Source organism: Solibacillus sp. FSL R5-0449 (assembly GCF_037975215.1).
In the GTDB taxonomy this organism is placed as follows: domain Bacteria; phylum Bacillota; class Bacilli; order Bacillales_A; family Planococcaceae; genus Solibacillus.
The window spans coordinates 2207110-2233726 of sequence record NZ_CP150239.1; the positions used below are offsets into that span (position 1 = coordinate 2207110).

Here is a 26617-nt window from a genome sequence, read left to right on the forward strand (position 1 = left end):
AGATCGTTCAGAAATTTCGGCTTATTTTACATCGATTAAGTCTTTTAACTGCTCAAATGTTTTATCCCCGATTCCCGTTACTTTTTTTAATTCATCTATGACTTGAAATTTCCCATGTTCGGACCGGTGCTGAATAATCGCTGCCGCTTTGGATGGACCAATTCCCGGAAGCTGGGTTAACTCCGCTTCCACCGCTTTATTTATATTAATCTTCCCGGATGTACTTCCACTGCCTGAGCCGGTTGACGGACTGCCCTGTAACACCTGTTCCATTACTTCTGCCGGCTCTTCACCCGTTTTAGGTATATAGATGACCATTTCATCCTGAAGCCTTTGAGCATGGTTAATGAGCACCGGATTGGCATCGTCTGTGTAGCCTCCTGCTGCTTCGACGGCATCGACAATCCGTTGCTCTTCCGATAATGTGTACACACCCGGATATTTTACCGCTCCCTTTATATCAACCATTATTCGGTTATATTCAGTTTCGATTTCTGTTTCAGGATTTGTGGAATGTTCATCAATAGCAGGAATTGTCATTTGGTCGATTGTTTCAATGGATGCACTATGCGGGGAATCATTGAGGAATAGGAAATAGATTAATACTACAGCAACGACTCCGCCCAGGATGGCGAGTTGCTTTTTATACTTCTCCAGAAATGGCTGCAAAATAAAAAACACCCTTTCATAAAGAAGGTTTTATATATGGAGCTTACATCCACTATACAAATTCCGCTTCTTTATGAAAAGGTATTTCCATCAAAACTGCCGAAACTTACTTTTTCAGCTATTTTATTTAACCGCCCGAATAAAAATTCGTTCGCTCTCATCGGCAGGTTGTGTTGGCATCCAGTCTGCCGTCACTTCAACATGAGAAAAACCGATTTCTTTCAGCCATGTCACATATTGCTCATACGCAAATGTGCGCTGATAATGTTCTTCATCAAAACGTTCATACAGACCGCTTTCTGTTAGTACAAAAAACGTCATCTGATGGTACACAGAATGGGGTTCTTCACCCGGCTCCGTATGCCAAACATATGAAGTTTCGCCGTCGTCATAGGTAAATGGACCATCCAGAAAAATATCGTCCATTTTAAATAACGAATGTACATCAAAGAATAGTTGTCCGCCTTCACGAAGACTGTCAAATACCCGTTTCAATGTTTCCAAGACATTTTGCTGTTCTTTTACATAATTGATCGAGTCAATTGGAATAATCGCAACATCCAACTCGCTAAAACCGTCCAGTTCGTCCATTGACATCGCATATAGAGGCATTGAAACTTTTTCATCCTCCATACGGGCACTTGCAATGGCAAGCATTTCTTCGGATAAGTCAATACCTGATACAGCGTAACCCGCTTTATGCAGCATTAATGCCAGCGTTCCTGTACCACAGCCGATATCGAGCAGATTTTTATAGTTCTGTGCAGGTGCATATGTTTGAATCCATTCCACATATTCCGCGTAAGGGATATCTGTCATCAATTCATCATAAACTTCCGCAAAACGATCATAACTATTCATTTTCCATTTGTGGCGCGTCTAATTGTGGTGCATCTCCCCATAGACGCTCTAGGTTATAATAGGCACGCTCATCTTTATGGAAAATATGTGCAACCACATCACCCATATCGACTAAAATCCAGCGTGCAGTATCAAAGCCTTCAAGCTTACGTACTGTGTAGCCCGCTTCTTCTGCTTTTTCTTTAATTTCACGTGCAATTGCCTGCACTTGGCGCTCTGAGCTACCTTCAGCAATAATGAAATAATCAGCTAAAAGTGAAATCCCCTGCATATTTAATGCAACGATATCCTCTCCTCGCTTGTCATCGATTGCTTTGTACGTAATATTTAATAACGTTTCATTCATGTATGTTTATTCCTCTCTTAGTAAGCTGTTGTAGCATTCAATTGAAACAGGGTAAATTGCCTGCTGTGACGAAACTAAGAAACTGAGCGTGTGTGTCACACATGCTCGGAATGCATCCTCTAAACTGCTGTCTGCCAGCGTTCTTAATTCCTCAACACCCTGAAACTTACGATTTGGTTCAATCATATCTGCTACATAAATAATTTTCTCAAAAGTTGTCATATTCGCACGTCCGGTAGTATGGTAACGTATTGCATTTAAGATGGCTTCATCATGAATTTGGAATTCCGTCTCGACAATCCAGGCCCCGACAGGACCATGCAATATTTCTGCATTCCAGTCAAGCAGACGCGAATCCAACTGCTGATCGATCACGACTTGCTTCATCCAGTCAACGTCCGCATATTTAGCGATATCATGAAAGATAGCCGCTATCTCTGCTTTTTGTGGATTTTCACCATATTGATGAGCTAAACGGATCGCTGTTTCCATTACACCGATTGTATGAATATACCTTTTTTCAGGCATTCGATCCTTAATCGCTGCCAGCATCGTTTGACGTTCCATACAAACCTTCCTTTCGAATATACTGTTCAACTGCAGCAGGCAATAAAAACTGTAACGGTGCCTCCGTTTGCTGTAGTCGATTTCGAATGTATGTTGAAGAAAGGTCAATTTGCGGAGCTTCCACCATACACACGTCGTAGGAAGATTTTGCTTCACTGCCCGGGCGCTTCACTCCAACAAATGTGACAAGTTCCATTAATTCATCGATACGGTGCCATGTATGCAATGAATCGATCATGTCCCCGCCGATAATAAAATAAAACTGTGTTTGTGGTTCACGTTCACACAATGCTTTCATTGTGTCGAATGTATACGATACCCCTCCGCGTTCAAGTTCATATGTTTCGACTTGAAAATAAGGAATGTCCTCGATCGCCAGCTCAACCATCCGCAGACGCTGCGCATTTGTAGCTGAGCGGGCCAGATCCTTATGCGGCGGTTTTGCGTTCGGCATAAAGCGCACTTCCGTCAAATCAAGTGCTGCATATACTTCATTGGCCATCATCAAATGTCCAATATGCGGTGGATTAAAAGTTCCGCCAAAAAGACCGACTTTCTTCATTACAATTCACCTTATTTCGTAGCTACTTTTGGTAACACGATTTTTTTGTTATTGCGTGACTCTTTATATAAAACAACAGTCAATCCGATCAGTTGAACAAGCTCGGCACGTGTACCTTCAGCCAGTTCTTCCGCCACGACATTTTTGTCTTCTTCACAGTTGTCTAAAATGCGTACTTTAATAAGTTCGCGTGCTTCCAATACATCGCGTAATTGTGCAATCATTGCATCATTTACGCCACCTTTCCCAACTTGGAAAATTGGATCTAAGTGATGTGCCTCAGCACGTAAAAAACGTTTTTGTTTACCTGTTAACATAATTTCCTCCTAATTGCGCCGTTAAACGGGCAATCATTGCATTTGTATTTGGATAATGACCTAACCAGTGTTCGTAGGCAATCGCACCTTGATGCACGAACATGCCTAACCCATTGACAATCGTCGCCCCTTTTTGCTCAGCCGCTTGCAAAAATGGCGTCATTAATGGATTATACACAATATCTGCAGCAATTGCGCCTGCCGGGAACTTTTCAAGCGAAAATGGTAATGCAAAGTCGCCCGTAGTCATTCCAGCTGGTGTTGTTTGAATAAAAATCTTATAATTCGCCAGACTTTGTTCTGCTTCTTGCATCGAAACAGCTTGGCCGGCATGTAGTTCATTAATAATCTGTTGTGCTTTTTCAACTGTCCGGTTGGCTATTGTTATATTCGTATAACCTGCCATTTGAAGGGCAAATGCAATTCCGCGAGCTGCGCCGCCTGCTCCGATCAGTAATACCGGTGCCTTGCGTTTCTCCGTACCGATTACATGCTCGAGTGACTTCACAAAACCAGGACCATCCGTATTATAGCCTTTTAATTTCCCCTCTGTAGTGCGCACGACCGTATTGACCGCTCCCATTTTTTCGGCAAGCTCGTCCAGCTCGTCGAGGAACGGAATAATCGATTGCTTATGTGGAATCGTTACATTCCAGCCGCTTGTCCCTAACAGTTTGAATGATGCAACAGCTTGTTGTAGATGTTCGGGTTTCACGTGGATTGGGATATACGTCGCATCCACATTCGCTTCTTCATACCACGCATTATGCATTTCCGGAGATTTTGACTGGGCAATCGGATCCCCAATAACCGCAAACCACTTTTTCATCAACATTTCCCTCTTTCCTGCTACCGCGCATTCACTTCAAAATAACGATTCCGTTAAATCAGTGATGGACGAATGAATACTTCTACGCCTTTAGGTGCGTGTGCTGCTACGACAACATTGGCATGCTGTACTGTAATCCAGCCCAATCCTGAAATAACTACATCCGTTTTCGGTTCTTTAATCGAGAACTCATGACGCACTAATGGCGGTAATTGATCGATATGTTTAGACGTTGGAGGTGCCAGTAACTCACCTTTATGTTCTTCATATAATTGATCTGCACGTTCCAGCTTCGTACGGTGGATCGGTAAATCATTTGCAACATGTACTGTAAATGCCGAACGTTCACCTTGAATGAAATCAAAACGGGCAAGAGCACCGATAAACAGTGTCTGTCCAGGATTTTGCTGATACACTTTTGGTTTAATTTCTTTTTTCGGCATAATATATTTTAGTTCACTCGAATCGATATGGTGTGCCATTTGGTGGTGATTGATAATACCAGGCGTATCGTATAAAGATGATCCGTCATCAAGCGGAATGCCAATCATATCAAGCGTAGTTCCAGGGAAATGGGAAGTTGTAATAATTTCGCCCTCACCTGTAGCTTGCTTAATAATACGGTTAATAAACGTCGATTTGCCGACATTTGTACAACCTACGACATATACATCTTTGCCGTTACGGTATTCTTCTATCGCTTCCACGACTTCCTGCATGCCCATTCCTTTATGTGCCGAAACAAGTTTGACATCAACCGGCTTCAACCCAAGTGCTTTCGCTTCTCGTTTTAACCAGTTGATCACTTTCTTTTCTTTTACCGATTTTGGTAAAAGGTCTGCTTTATTTGCTACTAAAAGAACCGGATTATTTCCAACGAATCGGTGTAAACCTGGTAACCAGCTGCCATTGAAATCGAAAATATCCACGATTTTCACGATCAGACCTTGCTGTTGTCCAAGACCGTTTAAAATACGTAAAAAATCATCATCCGTTAAGCTAACAGGTTGGATTTCATTATAGTTTTTTAAACGGAAACAACGTTGGCAAATAATCATTTCCTTTTCAAGCGAGGATGCAGGTGCATACCCTAATCCATTTTTATCTTCAGTTTGAATCACTGTTCCACAGCCAATACATTGTGGCATTTCATTCATTCACTATTTCCTCCTAACTACTATTGCACATTCATGCAAAAAAACTCGGGTCGCTGATTAGTCTTCCCAAGGATACTTTCCTTTTCGCTTTAAATCGTTATATACACGACGTTCTACGAAGCGGTTAAATTTTGTAACGAGTCCATCAGAGTCAGCTACAGGACGAACTAAAAACGTATAAAGTTTTTGACGTTTCGCACCCATCACATCTGTCAATAGCTGATCTCCCAGCATCGCAACTTCATGGCGACGTAGACGCAGCTGAACAAGGGCCGCATAATATGCTGCACCTAATGGTTTTTTGGCACGGAAAATAAACGGTATGCCATGCGGTTCTGCAAACTGGCGCACCCGCGCTTCATGATTGTTTGAGGCAATGATAATTTTTATCCCTGCTTCACGCATCATTTCAAACCATTGTACAAGCTCTTCCGTCGCATCAGCACGGTCCCATTCAACAAGCGTATTATCTAAATCTGTTATGATCCCTTTAATGCCTAAATCCTTTAATTTTTCCGGTGTAATTTCATATACACTGCGAATAAATTCATCTGGTAATAAAAAGTTGTACAAAGCCGTAACCCCTAACTCAAAATTTATTTATTCATTATACCATAGTAGCAAAGGCTTCTCCCATTTTTATCTTCGCCCCGTTTGTAACATTCTCGGTAAATTCAATTGCATTTTGTTCAAATAACATGACAACGGTTGAGCCGAAAGCAAAATAGCCGACTTCCTCCCCTTTTTTCCACTGTGTTGACGTGTTTGTAAGCTCAATTGAATTTACAAATGTCGCTCCTACTTTAATGAATGCTGTATAATGTTGTTTTTCATAGTTAATTTCGCTAATCATACGATAATTATGACTGATCGGTTTTTTTCCGTATTGTAAGCCCATCTGATTTACTGGATACGATTTTTGTCCAAGTATGTACTGTCTCTTCACAACACCATCAATTGGACTATGAATTCGGTGATAATCTGCAGGACTCAAGTAGAAAACAATATATTTGCCATTATTATACCTCTTTGCCTGTGTTTCATTTCCCATTAAATCATTTAACGAATACGGTTTATTTTTCACAGTAAACATTTTCTGATCCTCAATATTGCCGAATGCTTCTATTTTTGCGTCAACAGGACTGGTAAATATATTTTCACGAATATCGACAGGACGCACTTCTTCTTTTAACTGGCGAACAAAAAAATCATGCAGGCTCGTAAATTCTTTTGGAGATTTTGAAACTTCTTGTATGTTAATTCCGTATATTTGACTATAGCTACGAATAAAATTTTTACTTAAACGGGATTGTGCAATTTGTTGTAAAATTTTCGAAGAGATCTTACCATTTGATAGTTCTATCATATTCCGGTATAATTTTTCCTTCATTCTAGGTCCTCCGGTTTTGATTAAATATTGAAGCTTTTGCTGCTACGCTCTGGAAGCAGATTAATGATCACCTGCAAATGCAGGATAAAAGTAAATTATATAATGACTGGCCATACAAAGATAGGTCTTAATATGAATTAACTATTACCTTTTTTTAATAGAACAAGTATAATAGAATATAGCCGATGTGCAAGGGAGTGTTTTCCAATGTTTCTACTTCAAAAAGTTGATTCAACATTTAAAAAAATAAAAGCAAATGCTGCTAATATTATTACAATTACAAATATGTCGTTTGGTGGGGCTGCAATTATGGCTACACTGAATGAGTATCATAGCTACAGTGTATTATTAATTTTTATCGCTGCTTTTTTAGACCGGTATGATGGTAAGGTTGCTCGTAAATTCAATCAGGAATCCGAATTGGGAAAACAGCTCGATTCCATGGCAGATATAATTTCTTTCGGTGTAGCACCTGCCCTGTTAATGTATGAAATGGCATTGATGAATGCAGGATTTACAGGTATGATGATGCCGGTATTATTTATTGCTGCTGGGGCGTTGCGTTTAGCTCGTTTCAATGTGATGGATTCAACAGGTTATTTCGTAGGACTGCCGATTACAGCGGCGGGTACATTACTCACTTTTTCTTATTTCTTTACAAACATGCTATCGGAAACGTTTTATTTAATTCTTTTCCCGGTATTGGCATTATTGATGGTAAGTACGTTTACATTAAAAAAAGTGTAAGAGCAGAAATATCGCTCTTACACTTTTTTCATTTCTGCGCAAAATTCATCATATACTGTCGAAAAGATGAAAGGATGTTAATTGCTTGAGCGGTTTCGTAACAGCTTTGGTTCAACTTTGGCTTGAGCTTCCCGCATTATTAGGCTATTTAAAAGGGCAGACGTTTTATAAACCGTTATCACGCGAGGAAGAAGAAGAAGTCATCAATCGTTTTATCAAGGGGGATGAAAGTGCTCGTATTGAATTAATCGAGCGAAATATGCGTTTAGTCGCGCACGTTGTTAAGAAATTCCATCCCTCCCATGATTTACTTGATGATTATATCTCAATTGGCACGATCGGTCTGATGAAAGCCGTCAGCAGCTTCACACCAGAAAAAAAGACCCGTCTCGCCACTTATGCCGCCCGATGTATCGAAAATGAAATTCTGATGCATCTCCGTGCACAAAAAAAAGTGCAAAAAGATGTTTCTTTATTTGAACCGATTGGTGTCGATAAAGATGGGCAGTCTCTTCAAATCCGTGATTTACTGCAGCTTGACGAACCTTCAACAATTGAAAAAATCGAACGACAGGAGGATTTTGCCCAGCTGTATCGCTATTTGGATACATTAGATCCACGTGAGCTCGAAATTATTTCCTACCGCTATGGGCTTCAAAACTTTGACCCGCATACACAAAAAGAAATTGCCAAAAGGCTCAATATTTCACGCAGCTATGTTTCACGCATTGAAAAAAGGGCACTTATTAAGCTATATCAGCAGTTTAAGCATGGCGAGAAAGAATAAACCAGTTAGAAAGGTAAACCTGTTCTCCACATCCCAAAAGTAAAATGCCCAATCCTTTTAGTGATTGGGCATTTCTATGGTGATTTAAATTATAATTTTGTAATTGCGTTTAATACGATTTCTGTTGAGTGTTTCGCTGCAACAGGTAAAAACTCATCAAATGACATGCTCGATTCTTGACCTGCAATGTCTGATAATGCACGAATTACAACAAATGGTGTGTTGAATTGGTGGCATACTTGCGCTACAGCAGCCGCTTCCATTTCAACGGCCTTCATTGTAGGGAAATCTTTTCGCACTGTCTCGACACGCTCAGGGTTGCTCATAAATACATCGCCCGAACAAATAAGACCAACACTGTAATTATGCTCTCCCACTTCTTCAACAGCCTGTTTCGCAACTTCCATTAATTTTTCGTCCGATTTATATGAGGCCGGCATTCCTGCCATTTGACCGATTTCATAGCCAAAAGCCGTAACATCCACATCATGGTGACGTACTTCATCCGAAATAACGATATCCCCAACCTTTAATGCAGCATCAAAACCGCCTGCAGATCCTGTATTAATGACAACTTTCGGATTATACTTTTCCAATAGGATCGTTGTAGACATTGCCGCGTTTACTTTACCGATACCGCTTTTTAACAGTACAACTTCTTTGCCTTCATATGTACCTGTTGTGTATTCACTGTTTGCAATTGTTTCTGTTTTCGTATTTTGCAGAGCACCGCGTAATAACTCCACTTCCTGCTCCATTGCACCGATTACTGCTATAGTCATTTATTTATTCCTCCAATTAATCTTGCTAACTATTTTTTACCGGGAACCTTCCAATGTCGATAAAACTTCCACTTGGACCGGTTTCCAGCCTTCATTGTCAACCCATTCTATACTCACTCGATATTTTTGTTCTTTGTCCATCGATGTGACAACGGCAATTGCACTTTCCGCACTGCCATTATTATTCACGCGCAGTACAATACTGTTTTCCTGCTGTAAATCAATCACACTAAAAATTGCTTTTAGTTTTTCTTCATAATCAATATGTCCTTTTTCATATGTCGACACATGATTACCTGTTTGTGCCGTCGGATAGGCCGGCCAATTCGGATTTGTAATGACTTCTTTTACTGACGGATCGTCGGAAGGACTTACGATTTCACCAGATTCGGAAGTTGGCTGTTCGGATTCATCCGAAGCGGTATCTTCCTCTTCTACTTCTTCCGGTACATTAGTTTCTGTTTCATTTTCTTCCGATTCTTGTCCATTATCTTCATCCTGGACATCCGTTGCTACTTCTTCAGCTGAATCTTCCTCCACTGCCTCGTTTTTCGGCTCTGGCTCTTGAGTAATTATAAAAATTAATGTTGCCACAATTAACACAGCGACAATAGCGATTAAATAATTTAATCTTTTATCCGCTTTTTGAAATTTCGTCTGTTTTGTCTTTTGTTCAGCATACTGTTGTCGTGTTTGAAATCGTCTTTTTCGGTCCATTTCAATTCCTCCTATGCACACCTATTTTAGCATTAGAACCGCAATGGTTGCACGAAAATCGAACATTGGAAGCTCTTCCAAATTTATCAACATAATAAAAGCAGCTAGCAATCGATGCTAACTGCTCCTAAAATTATTTTACTTCTAAAATTATTACTTCCATTTCTCCGCCTGGTGTTGTCAGTTTAACAACATCATCTACATGCTTGCCCATTAATGCTTTCGCAATCGGAGAGTCATTTGAAATTTTACCTTCCATCGGATCTGCTTCAGCAGAACCAACAATTGTGTAAGATTCTTCAAAGTTTGCACGTTTACCATTGATCAGCTCATCAAATGTAACAGTTTTCCCTAAAGAGATTGTATTTGATGTTTCATCTTCTGTAATAATGACAGCATTGCGCAGCATTTGCTCGATCAATGAAATACGACCTTCCACAAATCCTTGCTCTTCTTTTGCTGAATCATACTCAGAGTTTTCAGATAGGTCACCGAAGCTGCGAGCTATTTTGATACGCTCTACTACTTCCGGACGCTTTACTGTCTTTAATGTGTTTAATTCTTCTTCTAATTTTTGTTTTCCATCAAGTGTCATTGGATATTGTTTTTCATTTGACATTATTCCCACTCCTTAATATTAACTTGAAAACGTTTACTTTTGGCGTTTTCTATTTCTATTTCTAAAAAAATACGGATAAATTTAAAAGTTATTCTCACGTATTTTGTTCATAAATAACAGAAAACCCGGCTACTAGTTTACGGTATGTGTAAATCCCTTCTTTTAGAAGAAGTTTACACCGTAATACGGGCAGCCGAATTTTATGATTAATTATTTATGTTGTTCTATCAATTTAAAATGTAATTAATGTAAATACTACATCATCATATTACAAGTTCGATTCAGTTTCAAGAATTGTTTTTATTTTCGTTACCATTAAGTCAATTGCAACGTTATTTTCCCCGCCTTCAGGGATGATGACATCAGCGTATCGCTTAGTCGGTTCGATAAACATATTGTGCATTGGACGCACTGCTGTTAAATACTGTTCGATTACCGAATCAGCTGTACGGCCACGCTCTTTAATATCACGTTGAATGCGTCGGATAATACGTAAGTCAGAGTCTGTATCCACGAATAATTTAATATCCATTAAATCACGCAGACGCTCGTCCTCCAGCACTAAAATTCCTTCGACAATGATTACCTCTTTCGGTTCTACGTGAATTACCTCGTCTGAACGTGTATGCTGCACATAATCATAGACCGGTTTTTCCACTGATTTGTAGGCAAGTAAACTATGGATATGCTCGATCAGTAGATCATTGTCAAATGCAAGCGGATGATCATAGTTCGTTTCCAGACGCTGTTCAAACGTCATATGGCTTTGATCCTTATAATAATAATCCTGTTCGATAACAACTACTGAATGTTCACGGAACACATCGTATATAGAACGTGTCACACTCGTTTTACCTGAGCATGATCCACCGGCAATTCCGATTACAACTGGACGGTTTGACATTTAATTATTCTCCTTTCGCATCATATCAAAATGTGATAATGAGCGATCAACTTTAAATTTAACGATTTGTAGTGGGTGGCGGGCAACATCAAGTTCATTGCCTTTTTCATCCCAAAGCTGGCCAACCGTCATTTTGAATGTATCCATATTCGGGCCGAAAAATTCAACCGTATCGCCTGTCTTGAAATAGTTACGCTGTTCCAATGTGACCATTTGCGTTTCGGCATCATAATCCATCACAAATCCGGCAAAATCCCACTTCATTTTATGTGAATGGAAACCAAACATCTGTTGTTTATAGCTTGGCTCACCTTCAAAGAATGACGAAGCAGTTGCACGGTTTGCACAGCGTGCCAATTCTTCCAGCCATTCTTTTTCGAATGTAAAGTTCTCCGGATCTGCACAGTATGCATCAATTACTTTACGATAAACGGAAATAACTGTTGCAATATAGTGAATAGACTTCATGCGGCCTTCGACTTTCAATGAATCAATCCCCAGCTCAATCATGTGAGGAATGGATTCGATTAATTTCAAGTCTTTCGGGCTCATTGCAAACGGTGCTTCACCTTCGTTAAACAATGCTACTTCTTCACCGTCGTTATTTTCATATAAATCATAATCCCAACGGCAAGACTGACAGCAGCCGCCACGGTTTGAGTCACGGGCAGTCATATGGTTTGAAAGTGTACAGCGTCCTGAATAAGCGATACACATTGCACCGTGTACGAATGCCTCGATTTCAATGTCTACCTCTTCTTTCATTTTGCGCATTTCTTCTCCGCCTACTTCACGTGCCAATACAACACGTTCCAAACCTTCTTCTTTCCAGTACTTTACCGCTTTCCAGTTGGATAGTGACTGTTGTGTAGAAAGATGGATTTCCAGAGATGGTGCACACTTTTTACATGTTTCAATGATTAACGGGTCTGCAACGATAATCCCTTTTACGCCTGCGCCTTCGATTGCCTGCAAGTATTCTTCCAAACCATCCATATTTTCATTATGCGCGAAAATATTTGTTGTGACATAGACAACGGCTCCGTATTTGTTTGCAAATTCAACGCCTTCCTTCATTTCTTCAATTGTGAAGTTACCTGCGTTTGAACGTAAACCAAATTCCTGACCACCGATAAATACTGCATCAGCACCGTAATGGACAGCTACTTTTAACTTTTCAAGACTTCCAGCTGGCGCCAAAAGCTCCGGTTTTTTCGTAATTACTGTCTTTCCGTTAACTGTTTGACGAATTTTTTCATTTTGAATTAATTGTAGCATACTGCGTTCGTTCTCCTTCCTAGTAAACTGTTTCCTTGTAGATGAAGCCAGTATCCAGTGGACGTAACGCTGGCTGAATCGCTTCGATTTGCTCGAATAACTCGGATTTAATGTCATCGTACGCATCTTTGCCTTGATCGAAATACACATCAATTGCTTGACGGTAAAGTTTTGTAACCGTTACCGTATAATCAAACGTTTGAAGAACACCATCAATTTTCAATGAATCGATACCTGCCTCAAACAGCTCATTTAACTCTTCGATAATGCACATATCATTCGGTGAGAAAATATGTGTACCGTTCATATCCTCATAGATCGGATATTTATTTTTACGCTCTTTATCGTGAAGGAACATATTTTTGTTTTCTTTACGATTTTCGATTTCCATCGCTTCATCACGGTACAGGAAATAGTTTCCTAAAAGTGAACGCTTAGATTGGAACATACACGTCATTCCATGTACTTGCACTTCGATTTCATGCTTTGTATTTTCTTTTATTTCAATCACTTCATCGACTGAAAGTTCACGAGCTAGTACTGCACGCTTACTTCCGCGTTCACCCCAATAGTTCACTTGGAAGAAGTTTGTTGCCGTCGTTTCCGGATTCCAATGCAACGGTATCGTTACATTGTTTTCACGTACAGCAATAATGACTGCAGGGTCCCCAAACAATAATGCATCTACGCCAATACGTTGCATCTGCACTAAATAGTCATCCAATGCGTCTAAACGATCGTTATGGAATAATGCATTGACCGCTACATAAACTTTTTTACCTGCAGCATGAATCAGCTTAGTTGCTTCTTCTACCTGTGCTACTGTAAAATCTCCAGCTAAGCGCAAGCCAAATTTCTGTTCACCGATCACAAAAGCATCTGCACCCGCCTCAAGTAGTGCTGTAATATGCTCAATAGATTGTGGTGTTACTAATAATTCTGGTTTTTTCACACTAATCACCTCTTCAAACAAATTAACAAACCATCACCGACAGGGAAAAAGGCACTCGAATAATCCGGATGTGCCATGATCCAGTCTGAAAATGTTTTTAAGTTGCGGATCATCGTTCTTTTTCTTCTAGGTACTTCTTTTATATCTAAATCCGATAGTCCGTGCATATACATATTATCGATGTATAAAACGCCACCCGAAGGAACGAGCGATGCGTACTTTTCGAAAAACTTCATGTATTGCCCTTTTGCCGCATCAATAAAAACAGCATCAAAAGTAGTAGGAAGTGTTTCCATGTCTACCTCTAACGCATCGCCCTCAATTACTTGTATGCGGTTTGCCACCTCTGACCTTGCAATGAATTCCTTGGCATACTGAACTCGCGATACATCGCGTTCTATCGTCACAATATGACTTTGTGGCAGCGCTTGCGCCATTCGTATCGCAGAATAGCCAATTGCCGTGCCAATTTCTAAAATTGATTTTGGATTTTGAATACGCAAAATTTGATTCAATGACTCAATCCCCGCCAGCTGCATGATCGGGACATGATTCTGTTCTGCGAAGCGTTCCATTTCCATTAATAATTCATCACGTTCAGGAATGAAGGAAGCAATATAAGCGTCTGATAATTCCATTTGTCATTCTCCCTTTACCTGGTTGTTTGCGCACATCTTTCTTTCACAAGAAAAAAGACGAAACGAAGTTGTTTGCGCCTACAAAATTGTTATATAAGGACAAAAAATCACAATTTATAATAGCATGAAAAGAAAAGGAATGCGAACAATTTAATGAATTCCGTCTTAAAACGGAAATTTCAAGCCATTCGATTCCTTTTCTACAACTTATCTTTCTTAACGTAAATACTTTTCGATGTTCGCTAAGTGCTCATCATACGTTTTGGCAAAATGGTTTGTGCCATCTTTATCTGCCAGGAAGTATAAATAATCAGTTTGCGAAGGGTTCAGCGCAGCTTCGATTGATGTCTTGCCGGCTCCAGCGATTGGTCCAGGCGGCAATCCGACATTTTGGTACGTATTATACGGATTGTCTACTTCCAGATCCTCATACAGTACACGGTCCTTATGCGATCCTAATGCATACAGTACTGTTGGGTCTGTCTGTAAAGGCATATCAATCTCGATACGGTTATAGAATACACTCGCAATTGTTTCACGGTCCGTTTGCGCAGTTGCCTCTTCTTCAAGCAATGAAGCAAATGTCAGCAATTCATGAACCGATGTATTACGTTCTTCCAATATTGGCGTATATTCAGAAACAATTGTATTCATCGCAGTTAGCATTGTACCGATAATTTCCTCAATCGATGGGTTATCCTCAAAGAACGGATAGGTTGCAGGATATAAATAGCCTTCCAACGGATGACGTATATTTTCCTTTAAGATATCTTCTGATAATAGATCAGGATATTCAGTGATCAATTGCTCCACATAGGCAGCATCCGTCACTTTTTTCATAAAGTCTTCTGCTTTGTGCGAAGTATTTTTCTGTACAACATCAGCTACTTGCTCGAGTGTTAATCCTTCTGGCACCGTCATTGTAAATACAGGTTCACGATATACTCGCCCTGTCTTTAAACTTTCAATAATTTCGTCAAGTGTCATGGATTTCGTTAAAGAATAACTGCCGGCTTGGAATTCCGATTCATTTTTAAATTTAGTATAATATTTAAAAATCTTTGCATTCTTTACAATACCCTTATCTTCTAAAATAGTTGATATTAAGGTAATCCCTGAGCCCATCGGAATTTCGACTTCAACTTGTTCATTCGACTCCGGGTCCATTGGTTTTAATGCCGATGTCACGTAGTTGTATCCTGCGAAACCGACAATGGCAATAATAAGAAGAGCGACAAGCGCGATGATTCCCACAATTTTACGCACCGTTTTAACTTCTCCTTTACGCTCTTTCATCTTATTGAACATTTCTTGCTTCTTATTTTCGTCTAGCACGGGAGTCCCCCCTTTTTCTCTTCCATAATGATACATAAAAATCTCTTTCGACACAATATAGAGCCACGAAAGGTATGTAATTTCTCACTATTTGCGACGTTTTATAAAATAAAATGTTCGTTTTTGTCTATTTTTGAACAATAAAAAAACCTTACTTTCGTATTACATCGTCAGTAAGGTCCTTGCAATTAGTTTTGTGCTAGTGAGTTTAAAGCTTGTTCTACCATTTCCCACTCTTCGTCTGTTTCGATAGGAAGCAAGTCCGCTACTTCACCGTTATCGCCAGCGATGTAGGCTGATGCATATACTTCCTCCAATACAGGCTCATCGTCTTCCATAATTGCATAGAACAGATAATTTTTGCCGTTGTTTTCGAAGCGGTGTAATATTTGGCACATAATTTCTTCATCATCTTCATTTGTGATTGTGAAGTAATTTGTCTGATCTGAGCCAAATTCAGCAAGAACGGTATTCATTACTTCTTCAACCATTGCCCATTCATCATCAGTTTCAATATCCGAAAAGCCGCTCATTTCGCCGTTTTCATCGAGTACATAGCGAAGTGCAGAAATACCTGCTTCTTCATCACCGATTAACGAGAATAAAACATAAGAATGCTCTTCCGAATCAAATGTAAATACAACGCGGCATTGCTGCTCTCCGCCGTCTTCTTTTTGTAAAATAAAAATATTTTCTTCCATACTGTTGCCTCCCGTTGAATGAATAAAACAGAGCAGGCAAATCACCTGCTCTGTTTTTATCGTGTCAAATGAATTATTCTTCTTCGCCTAATTCGTCTTCGATCTGGTTTAATACTTCTTCGATTAAATCCCATTCTGCTTCTGTTTCGATTGGCGTTAATTCGCCATCTTCACCATTTTCAGCAGGAACGAAAGCAGAGGCAAAGATTTCAACTGCGCCATCTTCATCTTCTTCTGCACCTACTAAAGAATATAATACGTATGATTTACCGAACTCTTCTGAATCGAAAGTGTGTAAAATTTCGCAAAGTTGTTCGTTGCCGTTTTCATCGACTACTGTAATGTGATTTTGTTGTTCTGACATGATCGTCACCTCTTCATAATATTTAGGCATTGGTGCCTGTTGCTGCTCAATTCATTATACATAAAGCCTTTTCGGATAAGTACAAAAAAGCCTTATATGGAGCAACTTTAGTTTTTACTATCTAAATAGCCTTGTAAAATCATGACAGCAGCCATTTTATCAATAACTTGCTTTCTTTTTTTACGGCTTACGTCTGCCTCGATCAGCATACGCTCAGCAGCCATCGTTGTCATACGCTCGTCCCAAAGCTTAACAGGAAAACCGAATGTATCTTCCAGCAACTTCTTGTAACTTTCGGAAGCTTCACCTCGAGGGCCGATTGTATTATTCATGTTTTTTGGGTAGCCTACAACAAATTCAGTTACATTGTGTTCCTTCACAAGCTCTTTAATACGCTCAATACCAAATTCGCCTACCGCTTCATTGATTTTAACCGTCTCGATACCTTGCGCTGTCCACCCTAGCGCATCACTAATTGCAACGCCGACTGTTTTCGAGCCGACGTCTAAACCCATAATTTTCATTTATCCGCCTCAGTATTCTTTCTAATATAAAATCTAACGAGTTCTTCTAAAATCTCGTCACGTTCAAGCTTGCGGATTAAATTACGTGCGTCCTGGTGGCGAGGGATGTATGCCGGGTCGCCAGATAACAAATACCCTACAATTTGATTTGTTGGATTATACCCTTTTTCCTCTAAAGCCGTATACACCTTCAGCATCACTTGCTTTACTTCTTGTTCCATGGATTCTTCTGGAAAACTGAATTTCATTGTTTTATCGAAAGAACTCAAGACCAGCACCTCGCTTTCAGCAATGAGGAGATGAAGCACACTCTTCCATCTCCATTTATATCATTATAACTTATTCCTGTAAGCACTTCAAATATGCCAGTAGTAAATTTTAGATGTTTAGAAAGATTTTACATGTTCGTAAACAGCATTTAATGCTTCTTCAAGTTTTGCAGCATCTTTTGCACCAGCCATTGCCATATCCGGACGACCGCCGCCTTTACCGCCGCAAGCTTCAGCAACTTGCTTCACGATGTTCCCGGCGTGATAGTTTCCACCTACGATATCTTTCGTCACACCTGCACACAGCATGACTTTCTCGCCATCGACTGCACCAAGAACAATAACAGCTGATTCCATTTTTTCTTTTAAATCATCCATCATTTGGCGTAATTGATTGTTGTCTTTTGCTTCTACACGCGTTGCAAGTACTGTTACATCACCGATTTTTTGGGCAGCATCCAATACAGCACCCGCTTGTGCATTTGCAATTTTTTGAGACAATGAATCATTTTCGCGTTGCAGTTCTTTGTAGTCCGCTTGAAGTGTTGCCACACGAGTTGCTACATCTTTAGCATTCGCTTTTAAAAGGCCGGCTGCTTCATTTAAGATTGCTTCTTCCTCTTTAATCGCTTCATATGCCGCCTTACCTGTAACAGCCTCGATACGGCGTGTACCTGCACCGATTCCGCTTTCGGATACGATTTTGAAAATACCGATTTCAGATGAACGGCTGACATGCAGTCCACCGCAAAGTTCAATCGAGTAATCTGAAACGGCTACAACCCGGACAACATCACCATATTTTTCACCGAACAATGCCATTGCGCCCATCACTTTTGCAGAATCGATATCCATTTCCTGAATAACAACTTCGATATCTTCCCAAATTTTTTCGTTCACTGCACGCTCAACTTGTGCAAGCTCTTCTTTCGTTGCAGCGCCAAAATGAGAGAAGTCAAAGCGTAAACGGTCTGGACCTACATAAGATCCCGCTTGTGCTACATGGTCACCTAATACGTCTTTTAAGGCACGGTGCATTAAGTGTGTTGCTGTATGGTTTTTAAGGATCAATTTACGTTTTGCTTCATCTACTTTTGCTGTAGCTGCATCGCCGACGTTCATTTCACCTGATTCCACTACTACTGTGTGCAGTGGCTGACCATTTGGTGCTTTTTGAACATCTTTTACGATCGCCGTAAATCCGTCTGCTTGAATGATACCTGTATCGGCAATTTGTCCACCCATTTCAGCATAGAACGGTGTTTCAGTTAGAATAACTAACGCTTCTTCACCTTCAGAAGCAGTTGACGTTTCTTGTCCATTGACAACTATTGCAGCAACTTTTGCAGAAGCTTCAAATGCATCATAAATAAATGTCGATTGCTGAGTTAAGTTTGAAAGCACTTCATTTTGCACTTGCATTGAATCCACATCAGCACGTGCATTACGTGCACGTTCACGCTGTTGCTCCATAGAAGCTTCAAAACCTTCATGGTCAACTGTCATGCCAACTTCTTCAGCATATTCTTCCGTTAACTCAATCGGGAAACCGAATGTATCATATAGTCTGAATGCGTCAGCACCAGGAATCACTGTTTCGCCTTTAGCTTTTTGGTTTTCTGCTACTTCATTGAAAATTGCTAAACCGCCATCAAGTGTTTCATGGAAACGCACTTCTTCATTTTTGATAACACGTTGAATAAATGCTTCCTTCTCTTTTACTTGTGGATAGAAATCTTCCATAATCTCTCCGACAGTCGGTACTAATTCGAACATGAACGGCTTTTCAATGCCGATTTTTTTCGCATAGCGGACAGCACGACGTAATAAACGGCGTAATACATAGCCACGGCCTTCATTTGATGGTAATGCACCGTCACCGATAGCAAACGCTACTGTACGGATATGGTCGGCAATTACTTTGAATGGTGTATTCACATCTTCAGTTGATCCGAAAATTTCATTTAAATCCACTTCATGCGGACGTTTGTACGTACGGTTTGCAAACGTTTCTGTTTTTTCGATGATTGGCATGAAAAGATCTGTATCAAAGTTTGTCGGTACATTTTGTACTACAGAAACGATACGTTCAAGCCCCATACCTGTATCGATATTTTGCTTTGGAAGTGGTGTATATGTGCCATCCGGATTGTGGTTGAATTGAGAAAATACAAGGTTCCAAATTTCAAGATAACGTTCGTTTTCCCCGCCTGTATACATTTCTTCCGCCGGCGCACCAACACCGTACTCTTCACCGCGGTCATAGAAGATTTCAGAGTTTGGACCAGATGGACCTTCACCGATATCCCAGAAGTTGCCTTCAAGTCGGATTAGACGCTCTTTCGGCACTCCGATTTCATTGTGCCATACGTCATATGCTTCCTGGTCTTCAGGGTGGATTGTTACCGATAACTTTTCAGGATCGAAGCCCATCCATTTTGGATCCGTTAAAAATTCCCAAGCGTAATGAATTGATTCTTTTTTAAAGTAATCCCCGATTGAGAAGTTCCCTAACATTTCAAAGAATGTATGGTGACGCGCTGTTTTCCCTACATTTTCGATATCGTTTGTACGAATTGATTTTTGTGCGTTCGTAATGCGCGGGTTATCTGGAATGATACGTCCGTCAAAATATGGTTTTAATGTAGCTACTCCCGAGTTGATCCATAATAGTGATGGGTCATTGATTGGAACTAATGGTGCTGATGGTTCAATATGATGCCCTTTTTCTTTAAAGAAATTCAAATAAAGACGACGAATTTCAGAACCTGTCATAATTTTTGTTGTCATGATTTTTTTCCTCCTAATTTTTGTTGAAGTCGATGAGTTTTGGTACATCTTAATAACAGCTGCACGTAAATAATTGATTCTTTCACCGGTTATATTAATAATTCGCTGAAGAAAACAAAAAAAGCCCTCATCCCGGTAAAGGGACGAAGACTATTATCTCGTGGTACCACCCTAATTTATAATGCGCTATGCATTATATCTCAAGTGCTTGTAACGTAAGCAGACGGCAGGGATTAGCTGCACTCTGGAGTAGCTTTCAGTATTTATTCGGGGAGATTTTTTCAGCCGGGAAATCTCTTTCTGCTCACGAAGTCCATACGTACTTGTTCCATCATCGTTTTCATTTTATTATGCTCTTCATTATAAAAAATAGACATCGCGCTGTCAATCGGCATTCCTTAATAATTGAAACGTTTTTTCGTCAGTAAAATTAAAAGGATTGCAGGTACTGTACATATAATCATTCCTAAGAACGCCAAACCTGGCTCGATTTCATAAAGTGCACCACCTAATAATGTTAGAACCGCTGCACTTAAACTCATCGCTAGTGCTGAATAGATCCCTTGTGCATTTGGAATCTGCTCCTGCGGTAAAGCTTTGGAAATATAGCGTATAAAGGCATAATGTGCCATCGCAAACGACAGTGCATGAAGTGCCTGAGAGAAGATAAACATCGGCATATTCGGAAATGCATATACAAGTATCCATCGAACGGTCGAACCAATTGCCGCGATAAGCAATAAAGAAGACGGCTTCCATTTTGTTAAAATTGTATCGGCCTTATAAAAATAAAGAACTTCAAAAATTACTGCAACATTTAAAATCATTCCGATATAAAACGGATTGACATTCAGATCCTGCAGATAAATATATCCGTAGTTATAGTACGATGCATGCGCCCCCTGAAGCAGAATGACGACAAACAATACGATGATAAAGCTCTTTACTTCAAAGAGACCCTTCATGGAGAGCGTTTTTCGCTCCTCTTTAACCGTCACGATATTTAATACTCGAGGCGCAGGCATGAACTGAATAATGAGTAATGACGTTAAACCTAAAATCATCATCCATAAAATCATTCGCTCCCCGTACATTCCGCTGATCATACTGATGATTAATACTGCGACGACAAATCCGAACGACCCGAAAGAACGGGCTCTCCCGTAATGGATGGATCCATGTTGCATTAGTGTGGAGGCACTGCTCTCAACAGCCGGTAACAATGCCGGGTAAAAAGCACTGAACAGCAATGTCATTAAAAATAAGCCGGCAAATGAATTAATCGGTATGTACAGCAGTGTCACAATTAATGAACTTGCCGTAAAAAAGATCAGCACATTTTTGTTGCTCATTACTTTTGACACAAACGGGAAGATAAACATCGTTGAGGCAGCCCGTGCAACTAGCCCAAAGCCCATTATAATGCTTGCTTCTGATACCGTAAGCCCTTTATCGTTGATAAGCCAACCTGTCCAATATGGAAGAAAAATCCCCCATGTAATAAAGAACATAAAGAAATTTTTCGCGAGCCAGCGCTGATTATTCATTGTCTTCATCCTTTTTCGTTTTTATTAATTTGAATATTAACACGAGAAATACTACAATAATGTGAGAAATCTCATATTTTATTGGAAGGAGTTGCTTTATACTTTGAGAAAGTTACCAATAGATGAAAGTCTCAAATATATCGAACAATACCCGATTTCCCAGTATTTTTCGTTTGATATTGTTCCATTTATCCACGTGTATGAATTCGATAAAGGCGAATTTATTTTTCATGAGCATTCATTCCCCGATTATTTGTATTACATGGTTGAGGGAAAAGCTAAATTGTATATTACCCATAAAAACGGTAAAATTTCGCTCATTGATTTTATTACAGCGCCTACATTTATGGGGGAAATGGAATTATTAAATGCTGAACGTTACTCAAAAGGCATTCAGACTTTATCCAAGTCAATTTGCTTTGCGATATCGATCCAGGAAGTGAAAGAAAAATTATTGGCAGATCCTGTTTTTCTGAAAATGCTCTGTATTTTTTTAAGTCATAAAGCAACGACAGCAACAGCAAAATATACGCAAAATCAGGCCTATCCATTGGAGAACCGGTTAGCCTCATTCATTTTACTATCGTCGGATCAGCAATTCTATAAAGAAAAGCATACAGAAGTATGTGAATATTTAGGGGTATCCTATCGCCACTTGCTATTTGTCCTTGCACAATTCAGCGAAGCCGGCTATATTACGAAGCAAAACCGCGGATATGTACTGACAAATCGTTCTGAACTGGAGAAGCTTGCAGCAGAAATTACGTACTAAAAAAAGACTGCGCTAAATTTTTAGCACAGTCTTTGAAAGATATTATATAAACATACCAGCAATTGCAGCTGATAATAAAGATGCCAATGTTCCTGCAGCTACTGCTTTAATCGCAAGTTTTGCAATGATTGGACGTTTATCCGGTGCCATACCACCTAAACCACCGATTAAAATACCCATTGAACTTAAGTTTGCAAAACCACAAAGTGCAAACGAAATGATAATGGCTGTTTTGTCAGAAAGTTCGCCGATAACCGGACCAAAGTTAGAATATGCAACAAATTCATTTAAAATTAATTTTTGACCGATAAATGAACCTGCACGTACTGCTTCATCCCAAGGAACACCAATTAAAAATGCTAATGGCGCAAAGACATAGCCCAATAAACCTTCAAGCGTTACATTATCAAAACCGAATAATCCTGTAATGCCACCTAAAATACCATTTAATAACGCAATTAATGCGATGAAACTTAATAGCATTGCACCAACGTTTACAGCTAATTTCAAACCGTCAGATGCACCTGATGCAGCTGCATCAATAACGTTTGTCGCTTCAGAATTACGTTCTAATTTAAAGTCATCTTCATTTACTTCTTCTGTTTCAGGAATCATTAATTTCGCCATAACCAATCCTGCTGGAGCAGCCATGAAACTAGCCGCCAGTAGGTATTCAAGAGGAACACCTAATACTGAATAACCGATTAAGACCGAACCTGAAACCGATGCAAGTCCACCTGTCATAACAGCGAACATTTGCGATTTCGTCATTTTATTTAAAAATGGACGAATTACAAGCGGTGCTTCTGTTTGTCCAACGAAAATATTGGCAGCAGCATTTACCGATTCCGCTTTTGTTGTACCTAATACTTTTGATAAGAAACCACCAATAATCTTAATGATAAATTGCATAATACCTAAGTAGTAAAGCACAGAGATTAAAGATGAGAAGAAAATAATAATAGTTAATACACTCATCGCGAATACAAAACCAACATTATCCGGATTTGCTAAACCGCCGAATACGAAGTTAATCCCCTCATTGGCATAACCAATCAGCTTCTGAACACCTTCTGAAAGTTGCATAAGCTTCTCGCGGCCGAAAGACCACTTCAATACGATAAATGCAAAAATCAGTTGGACAACTAATCCTGAAATAATAATTCTCCATTGAATTGCTTTACGGTTATTAGATAACCCGATGGCAATCAGTACGATTCCCAGAATACCTATGATTCCCCATACGAAATCCATGTATGTGCACCTTCTTTTTTAGTTTTGAAAACCTTTTCATTTTGTAATATTTGACATCAAACTTCGGACGTCATATAAGTTTTTTTCATACTAACATATCTGGACAATTAATATTAATTAATAGTTTCTTTTAAAATTTCTGATTTTTTCCGCAAAAAATTATTATTTTCCATTATAATCCTACTTGTTTCAACTTTTTATTATATTTAAAACATTTTCCCTCTCCCTTTGAACGTAAACACATCATTTAATAAATTTGTCCAAAATAGTACATTTCTATGTACATAAAAAACTAGCCATTCCCATTCAAACATGAACGAAAATGGCTAGTTCTATTCTTCATTGAAGTCGTATGGCGAAATATTTGCCATACCAATTAATGGATGAATATATGGTGCTGTTTCAGCTGTTAAGTGATTTGGCAGTGATTCACCGATCTTATGCGAATCCGAGACATTCAACAGACCAAGCTGTTCTGTGGAAGGATTTTGTTTCTCTTCCTTAACAGCCACTTGTTTTTCTTCTGTTTCCGGTAATTCTTTCATCTTTTCTGCAGTGATAAATTCCGGATTTAATCGTGCCTTTAAGGTTGTCAATCGAGTTAGATCATCTGTTTTCGCTAATCCGTTCGCTAATACATCCGGCTCTCCACATAAAATCAAAAAGTTTTTAGCACGTGTAATCCCTGTATACAGTAAATTTCTGCGAAGCATTTTTGAATAGCCACGAACAATCGGCATAATGACCGTTTGAAATTCCGAACCTTGTGATTTATGAATTGAACAGCAATAGGCCAAAGTTATCTGGTTTAAGTCTGCACGCTGGTATGTTACTTCAATCCCATCGTAGCTGACAATAAGCAGATCCTGCTTTTCCACTGTTTCCTTTGCACGGATGATGGAAATCACTTCGCCCATATCTCCGTTGAATACATTATTATCCGGCTGATTTACCAGCTGCAGCACTTTGTCCCCGATTCGGTAAATCGTATCACCGAAAACAAGTTCTTTTCTCGACCCGTCATTCGGATTTACAAGCTGCTGAATTTCTTTATTTAAATTGTCGATGCCTGCAGGACCTTTGTACATCGGCGCCAATACTTGAATATCCCGTATCGCCTGTCCTTTTGCAAGTGCCCCTTTTACGATTTGTGTGACAACGCTTGTCACTTGTCCGGCTCCTGCCTGGATAAACGAACGGTCCGTTGTTTTGGCAGTCAGCGTATCCGGAACTTTGCCTTTTTTAATTTGGTGGGCCATTTCGATAATTGTAGATCCTTCAGCCTGACGATAAATATCCGTCAATTCAACGGTTGGAATTTGCTTCGATGCAAGCAAATCCTTTAATACTTGCCCCGGTCCGACAGGCGGTAACTGATCCTGGTCACCTACAAAAACGACTTGTACATCTTCATGCAGCGCTTTTAAAAGCTGATGTGCGAGCCATGTATCCACCATTGACATCTCATCGATAATGATGAGCCGCCCTACAACTTCACGCTCCGTTTCTTCATCCTTTTCCTGCCCATTAAATCCTAATAAGCGGTGTATGGTCATTGCAGGCAATCCCGTAGATTCCGCAAGCCTTTTCGCTGCACGTCCTGTAGGTGCAGCTAGTACAATCGGAAACGGTTCTTCTTTTTCCGCGTACGTTTTCGGGTTCAGTGATAATCCGTGAAGCTCAGCATATACTTCGACCAAACCCCGGACAACCGTTGTTTTCCCAGTTCCCGGTCCGCCTGTTAAAATCATTACCGCGGAATTAATCGCCGTTTCAATCGCCTGTGCCTGTGTCGGCGCATAGGTCACATCATACTGCTCTTCAATATCGCCAATCGCTTTTCGGATTTCATCTTTCGAAAAACTTTCAGCCATTTTATTTTTTTCTTTCAGTTCATTAATCTTACTGGCAATGCCCACTTCACTAAAATAAAGTGAAGGCAAGTACATGCGTGTTTCTTCACCGCATATTTTCGAATCCTCTCGCATTTCGATTGCCGCTTTCGAAATCGCTTCATACGGAATTTCAATGCGCTGACTTTGTTCAAGTATATCTTTCACCATCGGAAGCACCATTTCCGCATCCAAATAAACATGGCCTTCAGATAATGCTGCATTTGTCAGCACATGAAAAATGGCTGCTTTAATTCGGTCCGGGTGATTTCCCGTGATCCCCAGCTTCGAACCGAGTTCATCCGCACGTATAAATCCGACCCCTTCGACTTCCTCAATTAAACGATAAGGATTTTCTGTCAGCAGCGGAATGGTTTCTTCCCGGTAAGCCTGATAAATTTTCATCCCGAGCTGTGGTCCAAAGCCCCAGTCATTCAGGCGTACCATCACCCGTTCCAAACCAAGATTTTCTTCGATTGTTTGGCGAATATGTAATTTCTTTTCAGCAGATAGTCGGGGAACTGCATCAAGTGCTGACGGATCCTCCAATATTTTCGTGAGGGCATCCATTCCGAGCTTTTCTACGATTGTCTCTGCTGTTTTTCTCCCGACCCCTGTAAATAGGTCACTTGATAAATAATGGACAATTCCCTGCTCTGTTGTCGGCACTTCTTTTTCAAATGTATCAATTTGAAACTGCATCCCGTATTTCGGATGACTTTTTAGCTGCCCTGTAAAACGGTATAGTTCATCAGTTACTAATTGAGGAAAATAACCAACGATGATAATTTCTTTTTCGTCATGCTGTATATTGGTTTCTTGAATTTTGACACGAACAATGGAGTACATATTCGTTGCATTATGAAAAATTGTTACAATTGGTCGACCTAAAATAAAGAGCTTATTTATGTCAAACAAGTTTAGATTTTCCGCCATTTCCATGCCACGCTTTCTAATTAATAGTATGCCTATTTTATCATACCCGAAATAACCTGTCCTACAATATAACAATAGATTACACGTCTGATTTTTCTATTAATTTAGCAC

General features: G+C 39.8%; 29 protein-coding genes. 3 read left to right on the top strand and 26 right to left on the bottom strand.

What is annotated here, in order from left to right; translation table 11 throughout:
- Positions 1–21 precede the first annotated feature (21 nt).
- From MKY27_RS11025 to MKY27_RS11070, 10 genes are all read right to left on the bottom strand, one after another.
- The gene (locus tag MKY27_RS11025; RefSeq protein WP_339195083.1) at positions 22–669 is read right to left on the bottom strand and encodes a helix-hairpin-helix domain-containing protein; all 648 of its coding nucleotides are present in this window, start codon (positions 667–669) and stop codon (positions 22–24) included.
- A 123-nt stretch (positions 670–792) separates the two neighbouring features.
- Positions 793–1530, bottom strand: coding sequence for a class I SAM-dependent methyltransferase (locus MKY27_RS11030; protein WP_339172080.1), 738 nt, complete (start codon positions 1528–1530; stop codon positions 793–795).
- Positions 1523–1876, bottom strand: coding sequence for a ribosome silencing factor (gene rsfS / locus MKY27_RS11035; protein ID WP_339172082.1), 354 nt, complete (start codon positions 1874–1876; stop codon positions 1523–1525). Before rsfS ends, MKY27_RS11030 begins: the two co-directional genes overlap by 8 nt.
- Before the next feature lie 6 nt (positions 1877–1882).
- The gene (gene yqeK, locus MKY27_RS11040; protein WP_339195085.1) at positions 1883–2443 is read right to left on the bottom strand and encodes a bis(5'-nucleosyl)-tetraphosphatase (symmetrical) YqeK; all 561 of its coding nucleotides are present in this window, start codon (positions 2441–2443) and stop codon (positions 1883–1885) included.
- A complete protein-coding gene (locus MKY27_RS11045; RefSeq protein WP_339172085.1) occupies positions 2412–3005 on the bottom strand; it encodes a nicotinate-nucleotide adenylyltransferase in 594 nt (197 codons plus the stop codon). The genes yqeK and MKY27_RS11045 overlap by 32 nt, the downstream gene beginning before the upstream one ends.
- A gap of 11 nt (positions 3006–3016) precedes the next feature.
- The gene (yhbY, locus tag MKY27_RS11050) at positions 3017–3322 is read right to left on the bottom strand and encodes a ribosome assembly RNA-binding protein YhbY (RefSeq protein WP_339172088.1); all 306 of its coding nucleotides are present in this window, start codon (positions 3320–3322) and stop codon (positions 3017–3019) included.
- Positions 3309–4151 carry a shikimate dehydrogenase gene (gene aroE / locus MKY27_RS11055; protein WP_339172090.1) on the bottom strand — a complete coding sequence of 281 codons (843 nt, stop codon included), beginning with the start codon at positions 4149–4151 and terminating at the stop codon, positions 3309–3311. Before aroE ends, yhbY begins: the two co-directional genes overlap by 14 nt.
- Positions 4152–4204: 53 nt before the next feature.
- The gene (gene yqeH / locus MKY27_RS11060; RefSeq protein ID WP_339172091.1) at positions 4205–5308 is read right to left on the bottom strand and encodes a ribosome biogenesis GTPase YqeH; all 1104 of its coding nucleotides are present in this window, start codon (positions 5306–5308) and stop codon (positions 4205–4207) included.
- Between the two features lie 57 nt (positions 5309–5365).
- On the bottom strand, positions 5366–5881 hold the full coding sequence (locus tag MKY27_RS11065; protein ID WP_008407628.1) for a YqeG family HAD IIIA-type phosphatase: 516 nt from the start codon (positions 5879–5881) through the stop codon (positions 5366–5368).
- Positions 5882–5915: 34 nt separating this feature from the next.
- Complete coding sequence (locus tag MKY27_RS11070; protein WP_339195088.1) at positions 5916–6698, bottom strand: phosphatidylserine decarboxylase; 783 nt, start codon at positions 6696–6698, stop codon at positions 5916–5918.
- Between the two features lie 207 nt (positions 6699–6905).
- On the opposite strand from MKY27_RS11070, the gene pssA reads away from it, so the two are divergent.
- Both pssA and sigK read left to right on the top strand, forming a co-directional pair.
- Entirely contained in the window at positions 6906–7445 is a 540-nt protein-coding gene (gene pssA / locus MKY27_RS11075; protein ID WP_251686729.1) for a CDP-diacylglycerol--serine O-phosphatidyltransferase, read from the top strand.
- An 85-nt stretch (positions 7446–7530) separates the two neighbouring features.
- A complete protein-coding gene (gene sigK, locus MKY27_RS11080) occupies positions 7531–8232 on the top strand; it encodes an RNA polymerase sporulation sigma factor SigK (RefSeq protein WP_339172101.1) in 702 nt (233 codons plus the stop codon).
- A gap of 89 nt (positions 8233–8321) precedes the next feature.
- On the opposite strand, the gene mtnN is transcribed toward sigK, so the two are convergent.
- From mtnN to MKY27_RS11150, 14 genes are all read right to left on the bottom strand, one after another.
- A complete protein-coding gene (gene mtnN, locus MKY27_RS11085; RefSeq protein WP_339195091.1) occupies positions 8322–9014 on the bottom strand; it encodes a 5'-methylthioadenosine/S-adenosylhomocysteine nucleosidase in 693 nt (230 codons plus the stop codon).
- 36 nt (positions 9015–9050) lie between these two features.
- Complete coding sequence (locus MKY27_RS11090; protein WP_339195094.1) at positions 9051–9731, bottom strand: YrrS family protein; 681 nt, start codon at positions 9729–9731, stop codon at positions 9051–9053.
- 133 nt (positions 9732–9864) lie between these two features.
- The gene (gene greA / locus MKY27_RS11095; RefSeq protein ID WP_339172111.1) at positions 9865–10350 is read right to left on the bottom strand and encodes a transcription elongation factor GreA; all 486 of its coding nucleotides are present in this window, start codon (positions 10348–10350) and stop codon (positions 9865–9867) included.
- Positions 10351–10618: 268 nt separating this feature from the next.
- Complete coding sequence (gene udk, locus MKY27_RS11100; protein ID WP_339172113.1) at positions 10619–11254, bottom strand: uridine kinase; 636 nt, start codon at positions 11252–11254, stop codon at positions 10619–10621.
- Positions 11255–12532 (bottom strand): U32 family peptidase, encoded by a 1278-nt coding sequence (locus MKY27_RS11105; RefSeq protein ID WP_339172115.1) that lies wholly within the window; start codon positions 12530–12532, stop codon positions 11255–11257.
- Between the two features lie 19 nt (positions 12533–12551).
- Complete coding sequence (locus MKY27_RS11110) at positions 12552–13484, bottom strand: peptidase U32 family protein (RefSeq protein ID WP_339195097.1); 933 nt, start codon at positions 13482–13484, stop codon at positions 12552–12554.
- Between the two features lie 5 nt (positions 13485–13489).
- Positions 13490–14122, bottom strand: coding sequence for an O-methyltransferase (locus MKY27_RS11115; RefSeq protein WP_339172120.1), 633 nt, complete (start codon positions 14120–14122; stop codon positions 13490–13492).
- A 216-nt stretch (positions 14123–14338) separates the two neighbouring features.
- A complete protein-coding gene (mltG, locus tag MKY27_RS11120) occupies positions 14339–15457 on the bottom strand; it encodes an endolytic transglycosylase MltG (RefSeq protein ID WP_339172122.1) in 1119 nt (372 codons plus the stop codon).
- 188 nt (positions 15458–15645) lie between these two features.
- A complete protein-coding gene (locus MKY27_RS11125; RefSeq protein WP_339195100.1) occupies positions 15646–16158 on the bottom strand; it encodes a DUF1292 domain-containing protein in 513 nt (170 codons plus the stop codon).
- A gap of 73 nt (positions 16159–16231) precedes the next feature.
- A complete protein-coding gene (locus MKY27_RS11130) occupies positions 16232–16522 on the bottom strand; it encodes a DUF1292 domain-containing protein (protein ID WP_014823362.1) in 291 nt (96 codons plus the stop codon).
- Between the two features lie 107 nt (positions 16523–16629).
- Positions 16630–17046 carry a Holliday junction resolvase RuvX gene (ruvX, locus tag MKY27_RS11135; protein ID WP_339172127.1) on the bottom strand — a complete coding sequence of 139 codons (417 nt, stop codon included), beginning with the start codon at positions 17044–17046 and terminating at the stop codon, positions 16630–16632.
- Entirely contained in the window at positions 17043–17315 is a 273-nt protein-coding gene (locus tag MKY27_RS11140; RefSeq protein WP_014823361.1) for an IreB family regulatory phosphoprotein, read from the bottom strand. Before MKY27_RS11140 ends, ruvX begins: the two co-directional genes overlap by 4 nt.
- Before the next feature lie 117 nt (positions 17316–17432).
- The gene (alaS, locus tag MKY27_RS11145) at positions 17433–20105 is read right to left on the bottom strand and encodes an alanine--tRNA ligase (protein WP_339195102.1); all 2673 of its coding nucleotides are present in this window, start codon (positions 20103–20105) and stop codon (positions 17433–17435) included.
- A gap of 398 nt (positions 20106–20503) precedes the next feature.
- Positions 20504–21652, bottom strand: a complete 1149-nt coding sequence (locus tag MKY27_RS11150; protein ID WP_339172131.1) for an MFS transporter — start codon at positions 21650–21652, stop codon at positions 20504–20506.
- Between the two features lie 103 nt (positions 21653–21755).
- Between MKY27_RS11150 and yeiL the strand changes: the two genes are divergently transcribed.
- Positions 21756–22424 carry a transcriptional regulator YeiL gene (gene yeiL / locus MKY27_RS11155; protein ID WP_339172132.1) on the top strand — a complete coding sequence of 223 codons (669 nt, stop codon included), beginning with the start codon at positions 21756–21758 and terminating at the stop codon, positions 22422–22424.
- 42 nt (positions 22425–22466) lie between these two features.
- On the opposite strand, the gene MKY27_RS11160 is transcribed toward yeiL, so the two are convergent.
- Both MKY27_RS11160 and MKY27_RS11165 read right to left on the bottom strand, forming a co-directional pair.
- Entirely contained in the window at positions 22467–23678 is a 1212-nt protein-coding gene (locus MKY27_RS11160) for a NupC/NupG family nucleoside CNT transporter (RefSeq protein WP_339172134.1), read from the bottom strand.
- A gap of 332 nt (positions 23679–24010) precedes the next feature.
- Positions 24011–26506 (bottom strand): ATP-dependent RecD-like DNA helicase, encoded by a 2496-nt coding sequence (locus tag MKY27_RS11165; RefSeq protein WP_339172136.1) that lies wholly within the window; start codon positions 26504–26506, stop codon positions 24011–24013.
- Between the last annotated feature and the right edge of the window lie 111 nt (positions 26507–26617).